This window comes from Roseovarius sp. D0-M9 (assembly GCF_037083805.1).
In the GTDB taxonomy this organism is placed as follows: Bacteria; Pseudomonadota; Alphaproteobacteria; order Rhodobacterales; family Rhodobacteraceae; genus Roseovarius.
Window position 1 is genome coordinate 13,083 of sequence record NZ_JBAPKZ010000028.1, and the last position, 16,151, is coordinate 29,233.

General features: G+C 59.4%; 14 protein-coding genes. 6 read left to right on the forward strand and 8 right to left on the reverse strand.

Annotated elements, in window-relative coordinates:
* Positions 1-48 precede the first annotated feature (48 nt).
* The 6 genes from V8352_RS16210 to V8352_RS16235 all read left to right on the forward strand — a co-directional run bounded on the left by V8352_RS16210 (position 49) and on the right by V8352_RS16235 (position 9,018).
* Positions 49-909, forward strand: coding sequence for a cyanophycinase (locus tag V8352_RS16210; protein ID WP_336425346.1), 861 nt, complete (start codon positions 49-51; stop codon positions 907-909).
* On the forward strand, positions 896-3,538 hold the full coding sequence (cphA, locus tag V8352_RS16215) for a cyanophycin synthetase (protein WP_336425347.1): 2,643 nt from the start codon (positions 896-898) through the stop codon (positions 3,536-3,538). Before V8352_RS16210 ends, cphA begins: the two co-directional genes overlap by 14 nt.
* A gap of 58 nt (positions 3,539-3,596) precedes the next feature.
* Positions 3,597-4,895 carry an ATP-grasp domain-containing protein gene (locus tag V8352_RS16220; RefSeq protein ID WP_336425348.1) on the forward strand — a complete coding sequence of 433 codons (1,299 nt, stop codon included), beginning with the start codon at positions 3,597-3,599 and terminating at the stop codon, positions 4,893-4,895.
* A 266-nt stretch (positions 4,896-5,161) separates the two neighbouring features.
* Complete coding sequence (locus V8352_RS16225) at positions 5,162-6,355, forward strand: hypothetical protein (RefSeq protein ID WP_336425349.1); 1,194 nt, start codon at positions 5,162-5,164, stop codon at positions 6,353-6,355.
* 575 nt (positions 6,356-6,930) lie between these two features.
* Positions 6,931-8,181, forward strand: a complete 1,251-nt coding sequence (locus V8352_RS16230; protein ID WP_336425350.1) for a tyrosine-type recombinase/integrase — start codon at positions 6,931-6,933, stop codon at positions 8,179-8,181.
* A gap of 159 nt (positions 8,182-8,340) precedes the next feature.
* Entirely contained in the window at positions 8,341-9,018 is a 678-nt protein-coding gene (locus V8352_RS16235; RefSeq protein WP_336425351.1) for a cysteine hydrolase family protein, read from the forward strand.
* A gap of 293 nt (positions 9,019-9,311) precedes the next feature.
* Here the strand turns inward: V8352_RS16235 and V8352_RS16240 are convergent, their stop codons facing one another.
* The 8 genes from V8352_RS16240 to V8352_RS16275 all read right to left on the reverse strand — a co-directional run bounded on the left by V8352_RS16240 (position 9,312) and on the right by V8352_RS16275 (position 16,144).
* Positions 9,312-10,322 (reverse strand): phosphotransferase enzyme family protein, encoded by a 1,011-nt coding sequence (locus V8352_RS16240; protein ID WP_336425352.1) that lies wholly within the window; start codon positions 10,320-10,322, stop codon positions 9,312-9,314.
* Positions 10,323-10,375: 53 nt separating this feature from the next.
* Positions 10,376-11,146, reverse strand: a complete 771-nt coding sequence (gene fabG / locus V8352_RS16245; RefSeq protein WP_336425353.1) for a 3-oxoacyl-ACP reductase FabG — start codon at positions 11,144-11,146, stop codon at positions 10,376-10,378.
* Positions 11,147-11,169: 23 nt separating this feature from the next.
* Positions 11,170-11,970, reverse strand: coding sequence for an ABC transporter permease (locus V8352_RS16250; protein ID WP_336425354.1), 801 nt, complete (start codon positions 11,968-11,970; stop codon positions 11,170-11,172).
* Between the two features lies 1 nt (position 11,971).
* The gene (locus V8352_RS16255) at positions 11,972-12,823 is read right to left on the reverse strand and encodes an ABC transporter permease (RefSeq protein ID WP_336425355.1); all 852 of its coding nucleotides are present in this window, start codon (positions 12,821-12,823) and stop codon (positions 11,972-11,974) included.
* Positions 12,820-13,908 (reverse strand): ABC transporter ATP-binding protein, encoded by a 1,089-nt coding sequence (locus V8352_RS16260; RefSeq protein WP_336425356.1) that lies wholly within the window; start codon positions 13,906-13,908, stop codon positions 12,820-12,822. Before V8352_RS16260 ends, V8352_RS16255 begins: the two co-directional genes overlap by 4 nt.
* Positions 13,909-13,986: 78 nt before the next feature.
* On the reverse strand, positions 13,987-15,120 hold the full coding sequence (locus V8352_RS16265) for an ABC transporter substrate-binding protein (protein WP_336425357.1): 1,134 nt from the start codon (positions 15,118-15,120) through the stop codon (positions 13,987-13,989).
* 90 nt (positions 15,121-15,210) lie between these two features.
* Entirely contained in the window at positions 15,211-15,840 is a 630-nt protein-coding gene (locus V8352_RS16270; RefSeq protein WP_336425358.1) for a hypothetical protein, read from the reverse strand.
* A 25-nt stretch (positions 15,841-15,865) separates the two neighbouring features.
* Positions 15,866-16,144 carry a BMC domain-containing protein gene (locus tag V8352_RS16275; protein ID WP_336425359.1) on the reverse strand — a complete coding sequence of 93 codons (279 nt, stop codon included), beginning with the start codon at positions 16,142-16,144 and terminating at the stop codon, positions 15,866-15,868.
* Between the last annotated feature and the right edge of the window lie 7 nt (positions 16,145-16,151).

The window sequence follows — 16,151 nt, forward strand, 5'->3', positions numbered from 1 at the left end:
ACTTGGGCGCAATTGGGCAGGACAACAAATCAGGATTGTGGGTTGAAGATGAACATTCAAGTGAACGTGGCATCGCGCGGCCCTCTGATCGCGATCGGCGGCGCAGAGGACAAGTCGCGGGAGGCGGCCATCCTGAAGCGGGTCGTGGCCTTTTCGGGCAAGAAGGCACCCGTGGTCGGCGTCATTACCACGGCGAGTGCAATTCCTCAGGAAGTGTTCGACGGCTACGAGGAGGTGTTCTCCAACCTCGGCGCCGCAGAGGTGCTGGACGTCCGGATACGTAGCCGGAGCGATGCTGCGAACCCGGACCTGATCGCCATGATCGAGCGGGCCGACGTCATCTTCATCTCGGGCGGTGACCAGATGCGGCTGACCAATATCCTTGGTGCATCGCCATTTCTGAAAGCGTTGCGTGCGCGGCACGCCGAGGGCGCCGTCGTCGCGGGCACAAGCGCGGGCGCGGCGTGCCAATCGTCCACCATGGTCTACGGCGGCGCCGCCACCGACAGCCTGCGCAAGGGGGCCGTCAAGATGGCGGCAGGATTCGGCTTTATCGACGGTGTGATCATCGACACCCATTTCCTCGAACGCGGCCGTTTTTCCCGGCTGCTGGAAGTGGGTGCCACGAACCCTGAGTTCCTCGGCGTCGGAATCGGCGAAGATGCGGCGGTTTTATTCGATGGGAACAAAATCCTTGCTTTTGGCCCCGGTCACGTCATCCTTGTAGATAGTTCGAATATAACTCATTCGAACGTTTTTGAGCTTAATGATGGCGAGGCCGTCACGGTCCACGACGTCAAGATGCACGCGCTTGTCGAAGGCTATGGATACAGCCTGAGTGACCGGCGCGTCCTCGGGCCGGATGAGCTCGGGGCGAACAGTCTGGAGCCAAAGATTGCGTATACTTGAACACCGCGCCCTGCGCGGCCCCAACTACTACAGTCGGTATCAGGCCATCTACATGCGGCTCGATATCGAAGGTCTCGAAGAGCGGCCCAGCGACGAGGTGCCGGAACTTGCAGAGAAGCTGCAGGCGCTTCTCCCCGATATCTACGAGCATCGCTGCTCGGTCGGAGAGCCGGGGGGATTCCTCCAAAGGGTGCGCAGAGGGACATATGCCGGCCACATGGTCGAGCATGTGGCCATCGAATTGCAGAACCAGGTTGGATTCTCGGTCGGCTACGGCAAGACCGTCGACAGCTATGACAAGGGTATCTACAACGTGGTCTATCGCTACCGCGACGAGGCCACAGGCATCGCGGCGGGCGTGGCCGCGGTGGAGATCGTGCAGAAGCTCTATGATGGCGAGCATGTCGAGCTTCAGCCGCATATCGACCACCTGAAGAAGGTGCGCGACGTCAACGCGCTTGGCCCCTCCACCGGCGCGATCGTGGACGCGGCCAGAGCGCGCAACATCCCCTTCTACAATCTGACAGAGGGCACCAGCTACACGCAGCTTGGCCACGGCGTGAAGCAGCGCCGCTTTCAGGCGACGGTCACCGACGCATCGGGCATCATCGGCCACTCCATCGCTGACGACAAGGATTGGACGAAGCAGATCCTGGGCGAGGCCGGCGTCGCGGTGCCGAAAGGCCAGATCTGCTACACCTTCGAAGATGCGCAGAATGCCGCCGAATGGATCGGCTGGCCGGTCGTGACCAAGCCGCTCTCGGGCAATCATGGTCGCGGCGTGACCACCGACATCGCTACCATGGAAGATCTGCGCTCGGGCTATGACGCGGCGGTGGCCCGGTTGCGCGAGGGCACGGACGGCGTCATCGTCGAAAGCTACATCAAGGGCGACGATCACCGGATGCTCGTGATCGGCGGCAAGCTGGTCGCCGCTGCCCGCCGCCGTCCGGCCCACGTCATCGGTGACGGCAAGAGCACAATTCAGGCTCTTATTGACCAAGAGAACGCCGATCCGCGCCGCGGCGTCGGCCACGAGAACCTGCTGACCCAGATCCATGTCGACGAACAGACCCACCGGATGCTCGACCAAGCCGGGCTGACGCTGGAGACGGTCCTGCCCGATGGCGAGATCGCCTTCCTGAAGTCGACGGCGAACATATCGACCGGCGGCACGGCCGCAGATCTGACGGACGAGGTCCACCCCGAGGTCAAATTCGCCATGGAACGGATCGGGCGGCTTGTCGGCCTCGACGTGATCGGCATCGACCTGCTGGCCGAAACTCTTTCGAGGCCGCTGGAGGCGCAGTCCGCAGGCGTGGTCGAAGTGAATGCCGGGCCCGGTTTCCGTATGCACATGGCCCCCACCCACGGCACGCCGCGCCCGGTGGGCGAACACGTGGTCGACATGCTGTTCCCCGATCCCACCGATGATGGGCGCATCCCGATCACCGCGATCACCGGCACCAACGGCAAGACCACCACGACGCGGCTCATCACGCACATCTTGCGGCAGGCGGGCCATTCTGTCGGCATGGGATGCACCGGCACGGTCGAGATCGACAATCACGTGATCCTGCGGGGCGACTATTCCGGTCCCGCCGCCGCTCATGCCGTTCTGCGCGAGCCTACGGTCGAGCACGCCGTGCTGGAAACGGCACGCGGCGGCATCATGCGGCGTGGCTTGGGCTTCGACGAATGTGACGTCGGCGTGCTGCTGAACATCGCCTCCGATCACCTGGGCGAGCGCGACATTCATACGCTGGACGAACTGGCGCGCTGCAAGACGGTCATCGTCGACGCGGTAAAGCGCGAAGGCGGCTATTGCGTGCTGAACGCCGACGACCCTCTGGTCATGGACCAAGGCACCTACTGGTCCCGTGGCGAGATCATCTATTTCACGATGGACCCCGAGAACCCGGCCCTGCAACAGCATCTGAGCCAGCTTGGCATGGTGTTGACCGTGAGACACGGCAAGATCGTCATGCTGCGCGGCAAGGTCACGGTCGAAATCTGCGAAGTCAACGACGTGCCTATCGCCTTCGAGGGGCATGCACGCTTCAACGTGCAGAACGCCATGGCCGCCGCTGCCGCCGCCATCGCCCACGGGATCGAGATCGACGATGTGCGTGCGGGGCTGACAACATTTCACCCCACACCCGCGCAGATGCCCGGCCGCACCAACTATTTCGAAGCCGACGGAATCAAGTGCCTGATCGACTACGGTCACAACGTGCCAGCGCTCGAAGCGCTGGAGCCTTTGGTGAACGGCCTTGCCACTCAGCGCCGGATCGCCGTCGCAACCGCCCCTGGCAATCGGCGCGACGAGGATCTGGCCGCGCTCGGTGCGCAACTGGCCAGGATGTGCGATATTCTCTATGTATTCGAGACGGATGCCCGCGGCCGCGAGACAGGCGAGACAGCAAAGCTGATCCATGACGGTGCAGTTGATGCCGGCACGTCGTGCAGCGTTCACACCGTCATGGAAGAGAACGCAGCCGTGGCGCAGGCCATCGACACGGCGAAGAAGGGCGACTTCCTGCTTCTTCTGGTCGACGACATCGAGGGCGCGACCGAACGGCTCAAGGGCCGCAGCTTTCCACATCAGGCAGAGATCGCCCGCCACTAACCAAGGAAATCCGCGTGCCCTCCCCTCGCCGGGGCGTTCACGCGAAAAGGGGAGAGACATGACCAGAAACGTCTTCGTTGTCGGGCTGAACGACTACAATGCCGAGCGTCTGAAGCGTCTGCGCGGGGTGGAGGATGTGGCCTTTCACCAGTTGCTGACGCCCGCTCAGGTCTATGAGACACAGGAATTCGACATTCCCGCGATGCTGGCCGAGGCCGAGGCGACGCTCGACTCCTTCGATGGCACCATTGATGCCATCGTCGGCTACATGGACTTTCCGGTTTCCACCATGCTGCCGCTGCTGAGCGCAAAATACGGCACGCCCAACGCGTCGCTGGAAAGCCTGCTGAAATGCGAACACAAGTTCTGGTCGCGCAAGGTGATGGCCGAGGTGATCCCCGAGCACGTCCCTGCCTTTACCGCGTTCGACCCGTTCGATGACGAGGCCCTGTCCAAGATTGGCGAGTCGAGCCTTCGGTTTCCCTTCTTCGTCAAGCCGATCAAATCGTCGGGCTCCCGCCTTGGATTTCGCATCGACAGTCCCGAGGATTTCGACTTCGCGATCGGGAAGCTGAGGGCCGATATCGGGCAGATCGCAGAACCGTTCAACGCCGTGCTCGACAAGGCCGACCTGCCTGACGAGATCCGAGCCGTGGAGGGGCATTACTGCATGGCCGAGCGGATCATCGGCGGTCGGCAATGCACGGTCGAGGGATATGTCCACAGCGGCGAAGTGACCTGCTATGGCACGGTCGACTCGATCCGGTACCCTCAGGTGCTGAGTTTCTTCTATTACCATTATCCCTCGAACCTGCCCCAGCGCGTGCAAGAGCAGATGTGGGAGATTTCGCGCAAGGTGATGAAACACATCGGCTACGACAACGCCGGCTTCAACATCGAGTATTTCTGGGACGAGGTGGACAACCAGATCTGGCTTCTGGAGATCAACACCCGGATCGCACAGTCCCATTGCGACCTGTTCGAAATGGTAGACGGCGTGAGCCACCAGCAGGTGGCGGTCGATCTGGGCCTTGGCCACAAGCCGGACATGCCTCGCGGCGAAGGCCCTCAGAAAGTCGCAGCCGAATTTTTCTATCGTGTCTTCTTTGGCGATGCGACGGCGGTGCGTGTGCCCTCTCGCGCCGAGATCGAAGTGGCCGCAGAGCAGGTCGAGGGAACGCGCATCGTCTCGAACCTGACGAAGGGCATGAAGCTGTCGGAATTACCCGAGCAGGATGCCTACAGCTACGCCGTGGCTTCGCTCTGGATGGGCGCCAGCACGACGTCGAAGCTGCTTTGGAATTACGAGCAGGTCATGAAGCGGCTGAATTACGAGTTCACCGACATCGTCGACTGAGAGCGCCAGCGGCAGGGCGCCGATCAGACTCAGGCGATGGCGGCCCCCTCGGGAAAAACTCTCGCGCCCCAAGGCCTCGGGGGCGGTTCTGGCTGAGGTGGCCGCAAGCGAGGCTTGGGTGAAGTTCGAGTCAGGGATGGTTGCTAAAACAGGCCCATTCCGGAGATTTCCGTGCCGCTCTGGGAACAATTGACGTGGTTCGGACATTGGAATGGGTAACTACGCCTGCGCCGATCACGGTGCCCAAAGTTCATGGGGAAGATCAAATGGCAGAGAACGAGAACGCAAGTGGCGGATTTGGCAAGGCAACTTGGATCGCGATCGTGGTCGCCTTGGTGGGGTGGATTGGGGCCATCTCTTATTATACGCAACAAGATCGCACGGATGATGAGTTGACCCAGGCCCTCGGTCAGCTCGAGCAGACTCAACAAGAGTTGAATCAACAGCGCGAAGCAGAAGGTACCGTTGACGACCTTAATGCCCAGATCGAAGCGCTGACCCCCGAACTGCAAGACTTGGCCTCCCAACGCGACGCCGCCGAAGGCGATGCAGAAACGCTGCTGCAACGTGTCGAAGAGCTGCGCGGCGAAGAGTCCGAGTTACAATCGCAGATCGAATCCGCCGAGGCAGACAAAGCCTCGCTGGAACAAGAGCTTTCCCCGCTTCGCGAGGAACTTGCGACTTTCGAACAGCGCCGCAGCGAGTTGGAACAAGCCATCTCCGAGCAAAACGACGAACTGGCGCAAGTCAGCGAACGTCTGGAAGAGGCTCGCAGCCAGGAGGCAGAGGTTCAGGAAACCCTCTCGCAGCTGACCGAGGAAACCGCCCGCCTGACTGAAGAAGCCTCCACCAACGAAACAAGGGTCGAAGAGGCCCGCGCCGAGTTGGCCGACATTGACGCGACGCTCGAGCAATCCCGAAGGGAACGCGACGAGTTGCAGGAGGAAATCGCGACCATGGAGTCCGATGCGGCGGCAGCAGATGATCGACTGGAAGGTCTGCAAAAGGACGTCACAGCGACCGAAGAGCAGCGCGCCAGATTGCAAGGCATGTTGGCCACCCTGACCGATACGATCGCGCAACGGGCGCAGAAGCTTGCCGATCTGGAGAACCGGATCGACGGGACAATTGCCGCCGATACGTCCGAATCTGCCGAAGACACGTCGTCATCTACCGAAGACACCTCGTCATCTACCGAGGACGCCTCGTCACAAGATCCGTCACAAAACGGCGAAACGGCGACTGGAGCGAGCTCCCCATCCGAAACCGAAGAAACGCCCCCCGCCGCCAATGATGCTGATGGCTCCGAAACCGAAGCGGCAGAAACCGAGGGCACGGGCGACGAAAACCAGGACGAGTCAGATGGCGCTTCGACGGACGATAGCGAAAACGATAACGAGGAAACCGACGACGCAAGCAATTCGGATGAAGAGGGGGAATCCGACACGGAGCAGAACTAGGGCATTTTAAATCCCGCAGCACCGCAGGTCTTCTTGCACGGCAATTTGCTGCATATTTGGTTCGGAATCGTTGCTTCGGTTCTTGCGATTGGGGGATAAAGCTCGACAATCAAAGCTTCGGCGCGAGTAGATTTACGACTCTAACACTTTATGTGTATCGAAACATAGCGTCCTGAAGCAGTAGGGCGCCCACAAGTCATTGGCTTAAATTACTTTGCGGGCTTCTGGTGGACAATAATGGCGGTGCTGTCAGACCAATGTGAACCAGTCTCTGAATTGACAGTGAAGGTTTCATCGACGTCCAGCGCCGCAGTAGGCTCATCATATTTGGTGTGGTCCATCATGTACCACAGGGTAGTGTGCACCACGACCCACAACAACCAGCGAAATCAACAGGCTATAAATGGTGGCGGAGACGATGACCGCCACGCGGAGGTTGCAGGTAAATGCAGGTTGCCGCGTAAAGACTTATAAAGATTGATACTTCCTGCGTTACGTTGGACTTTCGTGTTGCAGGCATATGCATTTCAGTGCATTTGATAGGTCACACTTTGGTGGCAAGGATGGTGGCATTGATGCCCAAGCAAGCTAAAGAACTGAAGGCTCTACAGGTGAAGAACCTCTCTGCGCCAGGTCGCCATGCCGTTGGTGGCGTCAATGGGCTCTGCCTCAATATCACAGAGACTGGTGCTAGGTCGTGGATACTGCGTGCAACAGTCGGCCTCAAGCGGCGCCACATAGGCCTCGGCAATTTTCCCGAGGTAACTCTTGCCCAAGCGCGCGACCTTGCCCTAGAGATGCGTCGGAAGATCAGCGCCGGGGTTGACCCGGTCCTCGAGCGCCGCGAGCAACGCGCAGCACTTATCGTTGCAACCAAGCAGCACACAACCTTCGAGCAGGCTTTCAAGCGCTTCTTTGAGGAGAAAATTGAGGGCGAGCTTCGGAACGCCAAGCACCGTAAGCAGTGGCAGTCCACCCTCAAGACATACGCCTATCCAGTCCTAGGCGAGAAGGCCGTTGCCGATATTTCCGTTGAGGACATGCTTTCAGTCCTGCGGCCGATCTGGACCACCAAGAACGAAACTGCGTCGAGGGTGCGTCAGCGCATCGAGGCCGTGCTTGACTGGTCAAGAGCGATGGGGCTTCGGGATGGCGAGAACCCAGCCCGGTGGAAGGGCAATCTGCAGCAGCTCCTTCCCTCACCAAACAAGGTGCAGAAGGAAAATCGGTATCCAGCTGTTGCACTCGACGAGTTCGCCACCTGGTTCAACCTGTTGCGCACCCGAGATGGCATTGCGGCGCGTGCGCTTGAGTTTCTCACTATGACCGCTGCACGTTCAGGTGAGGTGCGCAATGCGCGATGGGACGAGATCGATTTTCGAAACAAGATATGGACGGTTCCAGCTGAGCACATGAAGGCAGGCCGTGAGCACCGTGTGCCTCTTTCAGCCCCCTCCATAGACATCCTGAAAGCCATACCTCGCATGGTAAACTGCTCCGTGGTCTTTCCATCACCGAAGAACGCGGTGATGTCCGACATGACCATCTCAGCCGTCATGCGCCGCATTCAAGATGCCGAGTTGAGCAAGGGAAACCCAGGCTTCCTTGACACAAGATCACGCCGCCCAGCAGTGCCGCATGGATTGCGGTCAAGCTTTCGCGATTGGGCTGCTGAGCGCACGAGCTATCCTCGGGAGCTGGCCGAGATGGCACTCGCACACACGGTTGGCAGTGACGTTGAGCGAGCATACCGCCGCTCTGATATGATTGAGAAGCGACGGAAGATTATGGAGGACTGGGCGAGGTTTTGTCTGGGCGGCGATTGACCCATGCCGCCAGAAGAGCGGCCCGCAAATTATTGAGCTGATTGAGATCGTGCTGGCACCTGCCATGACTGCAATCTTATGCTTGAGGCTCGGCATCGTGATACCGGCACGCTAAAATGGAATGCTCTTGGCACTAAAACAATGAACTGGAGAAAACTCATGAGCTGGAAAACTGCCTATCGCTCATTCTACTACGAGACTGCCGATGCTCCTGAGGATATCGTTCTGGATCCCGGGCGCACCGCACTCCTGATGATCGATGTCCAAAAAACCTACCTTGAGGACAAGGACACCCCCGAAGAAACCGCCCGCTGGCAGCCCTTTTACGAGCGAATGAATGAGACAGTTATCCCCAACTGTGCCAAACTGATTGACGCATGCCGTGCCAAAGGAATCGAAGTAATCCATGCGCGCATAGCATGCCACAAGGAGGATGGGCGCGACCGCTCGCTCAGCCAGAAAAAGCCCGGCTTCAACTATTTGTTGCTGCCAAAAAACCGAGACGATGCACAGATCGTCGACGCCCTTGCTCCGTTGGACGACGAAATCACCGTTGAAAAAACCACCGACAGCGCGCTAACGGGCACCAATTTGCGGCTGATCCTGCGCAATATGGAAGTCACAGATGTAATCGTCGCGGGAATTTTCACTGATCAATGCGTATCCTCGACAGTGCGCAGCCTCGCCGATGAGAGCTTTGGAGTTGTGGTCGTGGACGATTGCTGCGCTGCCGCCACGATGGAGCTGCACGAATCCGAGCTACGCATTATCAACATGATTTACTGCCATGTCGCGAACCGTTGCGAAGTAGAAGGCTTCATTCAAGGCTCTTTGTGATCGTAGTTTTTCTAGACACGATACGCTGCGAGCTGCCCTCGCAACACCTGCGCTACTGGTCGCAGGCATTCAGCGAACAGTTGGACCGGCTCCTGGTTTACATCGAATGCTGTCGCGACCGCCGTGCCGGCACCGCGCGAGACAGAGTGTCAATGCCAACTGCGACGCTTCACCTCAAATCAGCCACGGCCAAACTGGGCGCCAGGAACTGTGCCCATGCGATTGCATTGGCGCTGCACTACTGGCTGATTGAGCTCAGATGTGGAGCTAGCGCCAAGGCTATCCCTGGCGGACTAGGTGGCATCGATGCGATCCAGCCAAGCCTGACCCAACTCTGCGGTGACGCGAGCGAAATCGGGCGCCATCGCTTGTGGCTCCGGTGCCTCGATATGGCTTCCGATCCAAGCTAGAAGCGCCATGCGACGCAGCATAACGAAGGTATCAATTTCGGCCTTTTCGGAAGCCGTCAACTGCCGCACCTTTTCATAGCCACGCACCCAAGCATCCTTGAGCGCAGGCACGCGCGGGTCATCTTCCATAAAGCTGATGCCCGTAGCGAAATCGTATAGAAACCAACCGTAGCCGCAGTCGTCGAAATCAATCAGCCGCGTGCCATGGGGCCCAACCAATAGATTGGCCAGCCGCATGTCGGCATGGATCAGCCCGTAGCGATCCTCGCTTGCGCCAAAAGACTCTAGCCGCGTTCGCACATGGCCCTCGACGCGCCCAAGCACGCGCCCAACTTCGGGAGTAACATTCGGCGCATCTCGCCAGTCGCCCCAATTGGTCTGTCTCCCGAAAATCGTTTCAACATTCCAGATAAGCCGCTCAAAATTTGGCGGGCGCTGCCAAACCTTTGAATGTTCATGTGTGCGTGCGGCGATCTCACCCAGCTCTTCGAAGGGAGCTTCTAGGTCGCCTGCCTCGTCAGGTTGCGTGCCCTCGACGAATTCGAAAAGCACCATGTAGCGCGGGTTCTCCAGCCCCTCAATACGTCCTTCCTGAATAACCTCCCCGTCCTTGCCGGTATAGCTGTCGGGCGTGACGACGGCGCGCGCCTCTTTTAGCGCGGCGATCCAGGCAAGCTCGCATTCAATGGCGCGGCGGGAGTGATACTGCTCCCGGTGGATGCGAAGGATCGCTTTGTATCCGCCCTCTGCCTCAACAAGGTAGGTGGCGTTTTCGGACACATTTATCAGCTCTGCCGACGCATTGGGCGGCATGTCCCAAAGAGCCAGCGACCGTTGTGCCAGCTTTTCCAAGTGTTTAAGCAGTTCGGCCAGCGGCATGTCTGTATGCGCCATGGTCTATCCTTTTCAGCAGGCGGCGCCGCTGCGTGACGCGGCGCCGGATGTCGTCAAATTTCGTCCATCGCCTCCAAGGACTCTGGCAAAATCTGTCCACCATCAACGATCACCTGCTGGCCAGTGATGTAGCCTGCCTCGTCCGAGGCAAAGAAGAGCGCAGCGTTGCCGATATCCTCGACCGCCCCGAGGCGCTTCAGCGGGATCGAGGCCGCCATCGTGTCGAGATAGTCCTGTCCCAATCCCTGCAGCCCCTCGGTATAGATGTTACCGGGGATCACAGCGTTGATCGTGGTGTTGTAGCGCGACAGCTCCATCGCCGCAGTTTTCAGAAAACCAAGCTGGCCCGCCTTGGACGCGCCGTAGTGCGACCAACCCGGAAAACCCGTGACTGCACCGGTGATTGACGACGTCAGCACGACGCGACCCTTGCCAGCCTTTTCAAAATGCGGGATCGACGCCTTGACCGCCAGAAAGGACGAACGCAGGTTCGTTCCAATCACGCTGTCCCATTCTTCGACATCCATGTCGACGATCTTGGTTTGCGGAAAATAGCCCGCATTGGCGCACATGATGTCGAGCCCGCCCTGCGCGTTGGCAGCGCTATCTACGGCCTTCTTCATCTGCTCCCAGTCGCCCACATCGGCGATCTCATAACGCACATGGTCGCCCATTTCGCTGCACGCCTTCTTGAGCGCAGCCTCGTCTCTAGCGATCAACGTGACCTTAGCACCTTGTGCGGCAAAAACCTTCGCGATGCCGCGGCCAATCCCCTTGGATCCGCCGGTGACAATGACACTCTTGTGCTTGATGGATGTCAGCATGTTCTTTTCCTCCCTTTTTACTTTCAGTTTTGGGGGCGCAGCGCCCGGTAAAGCGCGAAGCCGACCAGCGCGACCAGCACCAGCAGGAACGAGCCTAGGACGGACAGGATGCCCAGCGTCGGCACCAGCGGCGAGTAGCCTGAAACCATTTTCGCGTAGAGCCACTCGGGCAGCGTCGAGTCAGCCCCCGTGGTGAAGAGCGACAGCGGGAAATTCCCCCAGCTCAACAAAAACGCAAATAGCCCCGCTGAGATGACGCCCGGCATCAGCAACGGCAGCGTGATTTCGCGCAGGATCACGGGCGTTGACGCTCCCATATCGCGGGCGGCCTCTTCTAGCGCAGGATCAAAGCTGTAGGCGCGGATGGCGACGATGAGAGTGGCGATGGGGGCGATCCAGACCAGATGCGCAACGATCGCGGTTTTCCACGTAGGGATAATGCCAAGCGCGTTGAACCACATCAGTAGGGCAAGGCCGAGCACCGTCTGTGGAAAAAATATGGGCAGAAGCACCAGCTTCTGAAAGAGTGACCGATACCGCCAACGATACCGCGCGAAGGCCAGCGCGCCGAAAAACCCAATCACCATCGAAAGGATCGTAACGATCACCGCGACCTTGAGCGAGGTCATCGCCAGCATATGCACTTCCTTGCTGGCCAGCGCGTCGCCAAACCAGCCGGTCGAATAGCGCCGGATCGGAAAGCTAAGATAGCGCGCTTGGGACACCGATGCGAAGGCGACCGAAACTAGCGGCAAGTAAAGGAATGCGATGACGGCGAGGCCATAGATCATCAGCGCGATGCGCGTGGTGCGGGAGGTTTCCATGTCAGCCCCTCCCCATTATCTTATCGAGGTCAATCTTGGCGACGCCATAGATCGCCAGCGTGCCGATAAACAGGATCAGCACCATCGACAGTGCCGACCCGAGCGACCAGTTTTGTCCGTAGGTGAACGCCGTCTGGATATCATCGGCAATCACGATCACCGCGCGCCCACCCAGGATCTTGGCCTCGGCCATAGCGCCGGCAGCCAGAACAAAGGTCAGGAGATAACCCACCATGATGCCTGGCGCGGCCAAGGGTAGGTCGATCTGCGTCAACACCTGCCAGCGCGTCGCACCCAGATCGCGCGCCGCCTGACGTGCATCCTCGGGCACCATCGAGATGCCCTGTGCGAGCGGAAAGAGCATGAAGGGCAGGTAAACATAGACGATGCCGAAGACGATGATCCCCGCATTGTAGAGCGGGCTATCAAACCCGACGCCGGTCCAGTGCCGCAGGTATCCTTCGAAAAGGCCGCCCTTCATCAATGTCAGAACCCAGCCGAAGAGGCGGATGTTTTCCGACACAAAGAGGCTCATGACGACGGCGATAGTGACAACCAGCGCAAAGCGTTTGAAAACCTTGGCCATGCCATAGGCCAGCGGCCAGCAGATCACGAAGAGGATCGTCGTCGCCGCGAACGCCATGAGCAGCGTCCAGAGCAGAGAGCGCCAGTAGCCTTGGGTTACAATAGTCTTGTAGGCCGCGAAATTGGGCATGTTGAAGATGCTGAAGACTTTCTCCGGCATGATCGAGAAAAGCGCGACCAGCCCGAGGGGCGCAATGAAGGCCAGCGTCAGCACCGCCAGCATCGGCAGGGCCGCCAGCGCGCCCAGCTTTCTGTCGAGCCGTTTCATAGAGACTGCCCCTCGATCACATGGGCATTCGCCGCACCCCAACCGAGGCGCACGGTGTCACCCTTGCCGCCGTCATAGCGATCCTCGCGCAACTTCTCGACTGTCAGGATCTGCCCCTCGGCGGATTTGATCTCGTAATGGATGCGCGAGCCGAGAGCGTAGATGCCTTGCACCTTACCCTCGACAGTGAAATCGGCGCTCCCATCCGGGCCAAGGAATTGCACGTATTCGGGTCGGATCATCAAGGTTGCGTTGCGTGCGGCGGCGATGCGCTCGGCCATGCCTTTGGTCGCGGCATTCTGCGCGACAGTCAGTCCTTCGCCTTCAATCCGGTCGTTGAATGCAGACACGTCAAAGAGGTTCACCTCGCCCATGAACTCTGCGACAAATCGCGACACAGGCTGGCTGTAGATCTCGTCCGCGGTGGAGATCTGTTCGAAGCGACCTTCCTTCATGATGGCGATGCGGTCGGACATCACCATCGCCTCCTCCAGCGAGTGGGTGATGTAAACGAAGGTCTTGCCGGTGCGAGCGTGAAGATCTTTCAATTCCTTCTCGAGGCTTTTGCGTAGGCGATAATCCAGCGCCGACAGCGGCTCGTCGAAGAAGAGAATTTCAGGATCGAATGCTAGCGCGCGAGCCAGCGCGACGCGCTGCTTTTCGCCGCCGGAGCATTCGCTGACGCGCTTGTCGTAATAGCTGGCGGGTAGGTGCAACAGCTCCAAAAGTTCGATTGCCCTGGTCTTGCGCGCAGCGGGGTCCACCTTGCGCAGCTTCAGCGGGAATTCGATGTTTTGACCGACTGACATATGCGGGAAGAGGGCAAGAGACTGGAACACCATGCAGGTCGGGCGCAGGTTGGCGGGGGTCTGGTCAATCCGCTCACCATGCAGGCGAATTTCACCAGCCGTCAGTTCGTCCATCCCCACCAGCAGGCGGATGATAGTGGACTTTCCACTGCCCGACGGACCAACGATCGTGAAGAACTCGCCCTCCTGGATCTCGAGGTCGATGCCGTGCAGGGCCGTGAAACTTCCGAATACCTTGCGAACGCCGTCGAGGCGCAGGATCGTGTTGGCGGGCATCAAACTCTCCGAGGGCTTGTATAAGGTGGTGCGGCAGGGCGACGCGCGCCCTGCCCCGTGCCGCGAGGCCGGTGCCGATCAGGAGCGGCGCGCCTGAGTATAGATCTCGTTCAGATCGTCGTATGACGCGACGACCTGATAATCGAGCGAGCGCGACATCTCTTCCTCGAGGCTGTCCATCTGGATTGCGTCCAGCTCTTCCTCGGTGAAGCGCGACATAACCTCTTCGTCGCCCATCTGCGCGACAGGATTGTATGTGCCTTCGGTGAAAGCGACGGCATGGGCTATTTCGGGGGTTTGCACGAATTCGAGGAAGTCCTGCGCAAGCCCCGAAGGATCGGGATTGTTGACCACCGACGTCAACTCGACCCAGACAACACCGCCTTTTCCGTCAACAGGCCCGGAATTGGGCGTGATCGCCCGCACCTGCGTCTGCCCGTCATAGCGCGCGGGCGATGCAGTATAGGTGCCGCCAGTAAAATACGCGTCAATCTCGCCATTTATAAGCGCGGTGTTCATTGCCACCAGATCATCAGTTAACATGCGCGCATTGCCGAATATCTGCTGCGCTATGCCCTTGAACTTCTCGGCATCGTCGCCCTCGATCGGCTGGAACGGGTCCAAACCGGCGGTCAGGCACATATGTATGACGTTCCAGTTGTCGTAGGTCAGAACGCCGTAACGGTCCTTCATCTTCTCGTCTAGGAACAGATTCCAACCCTCGTCTTCGGCCGTCTCGCGGCTGATCTTGTCTGTATTGACCACGAAGGAAAACGGACCGTAGCGCTGCGGCATGCCGATCAGCTCGCCGCTCTCAGCGAACGCTAGCGGATAGGGTTCGGCGAAGGCCGGCAGCATCTTGTCGAAATAGGGCATGAAGCGGTCCTTATCCATCGGCTTGATAAGGCCTTCCGGAAAGAGCTGCTCTCGCGCCCACGGCTGGTTCACGTTGATCAAATCCCACACGCGGACCTCGCCGGCCCGCAGCTTGTTTATCATGTCAGGATCCGATGTGCCGCTTTCGGCGCGCACCGTCGCATCCGGGTGCATGTCGCGATAGGGTCCCAGCACCTGGTCTGAGTTGTAGCCTTCCCAGCACAGTATGTTCAGCTCATTGTCGCGTGCGGCATAAGCCGCGCTTGCGCCCATCAGGCCACTGGCCCCTAGAAGCGCGCCGGCACCGCCGGCAAACTGGCGTCGTGAAAGTTTCATGATCAATGCTCCCTATTGTTGGATTTGGGTTCTACCGGCTCGAGGGTGCGCTCTGACGGCGCTTGAACCCCGGTCCGGGCCTTGGTCGTTCTATGACTTACGCCCCTTGATGCTCTCCAGTTTCGCGGTGATCGTATCACGGGCGGTCTTCATGTCGGCCACGCTTCCGGACATGAATATCCGGCCCGTTGCGCCCATCATCTGCACATCATTGATCACGGCATTCGGGGCGGCCTTTTCTGCCTCGTTTGCCGCGACGCAGGCAAACAGCGCTGGCGCCATCTCGTAGATCAGCAGCGCCACACCCGGCACCAAGATAGACCCATCGCGCGAGCGGTTGAGGATGATCGCGTGTTGGTCCGACAAATCCTCGATGATGTCATGATAGAGGATCGTGGGCGCCAGTTGATCCTCGGGTTTGGCACCAATGCCTTTAAGGATCGCACGGCCCGCCACCTCGACATCCTTCATGTCGTCAGCATGCAGCTCCAGAAGGCCAAACTGCCGCTCGGTAAAGAGTATGCCCGGCTCCATATCCGGCGCTTCCTTAAGCGCCAGATCTGTGATGCGGTGTATGCTGAGCGCCGGAGCCACCTCGATGATGAGCGAATTCTGCCCGGTAAAGGGAGGATAGCCGCGCGCCCGCGTCGGCGACGAAAGGTATGCCGCAAACTGCGGTTGCAGATCCTCGATTGGCAGGTAGACGCGTAGTTCGGTCATCAAGATGCTCCGTCGCTCAGGGCGTTCACTTGGCAGCGTCGAAATGCTTGCCCAGGTCCGCATGCGGACGCGGGATGACATGCACAGCTGTCACTTCTCCCACTTGGGAAGCCGCTTCGGCGCCGGCCTCGGTCGCTGCTTTGACCGCGCCCACGTCGCCGCGCACGACGACCGAGACAAGGCCGCCGCCGACCTCGTTGCGAGCCACGATTTCCACGTTGGCTGCCTTGACCATCGCGTCGGCGGCGGACAAGGCAGGCACGTAGCCCTTGGTTTCGATCATTCCGATAGCGAGATTAGCCATGAGTTCT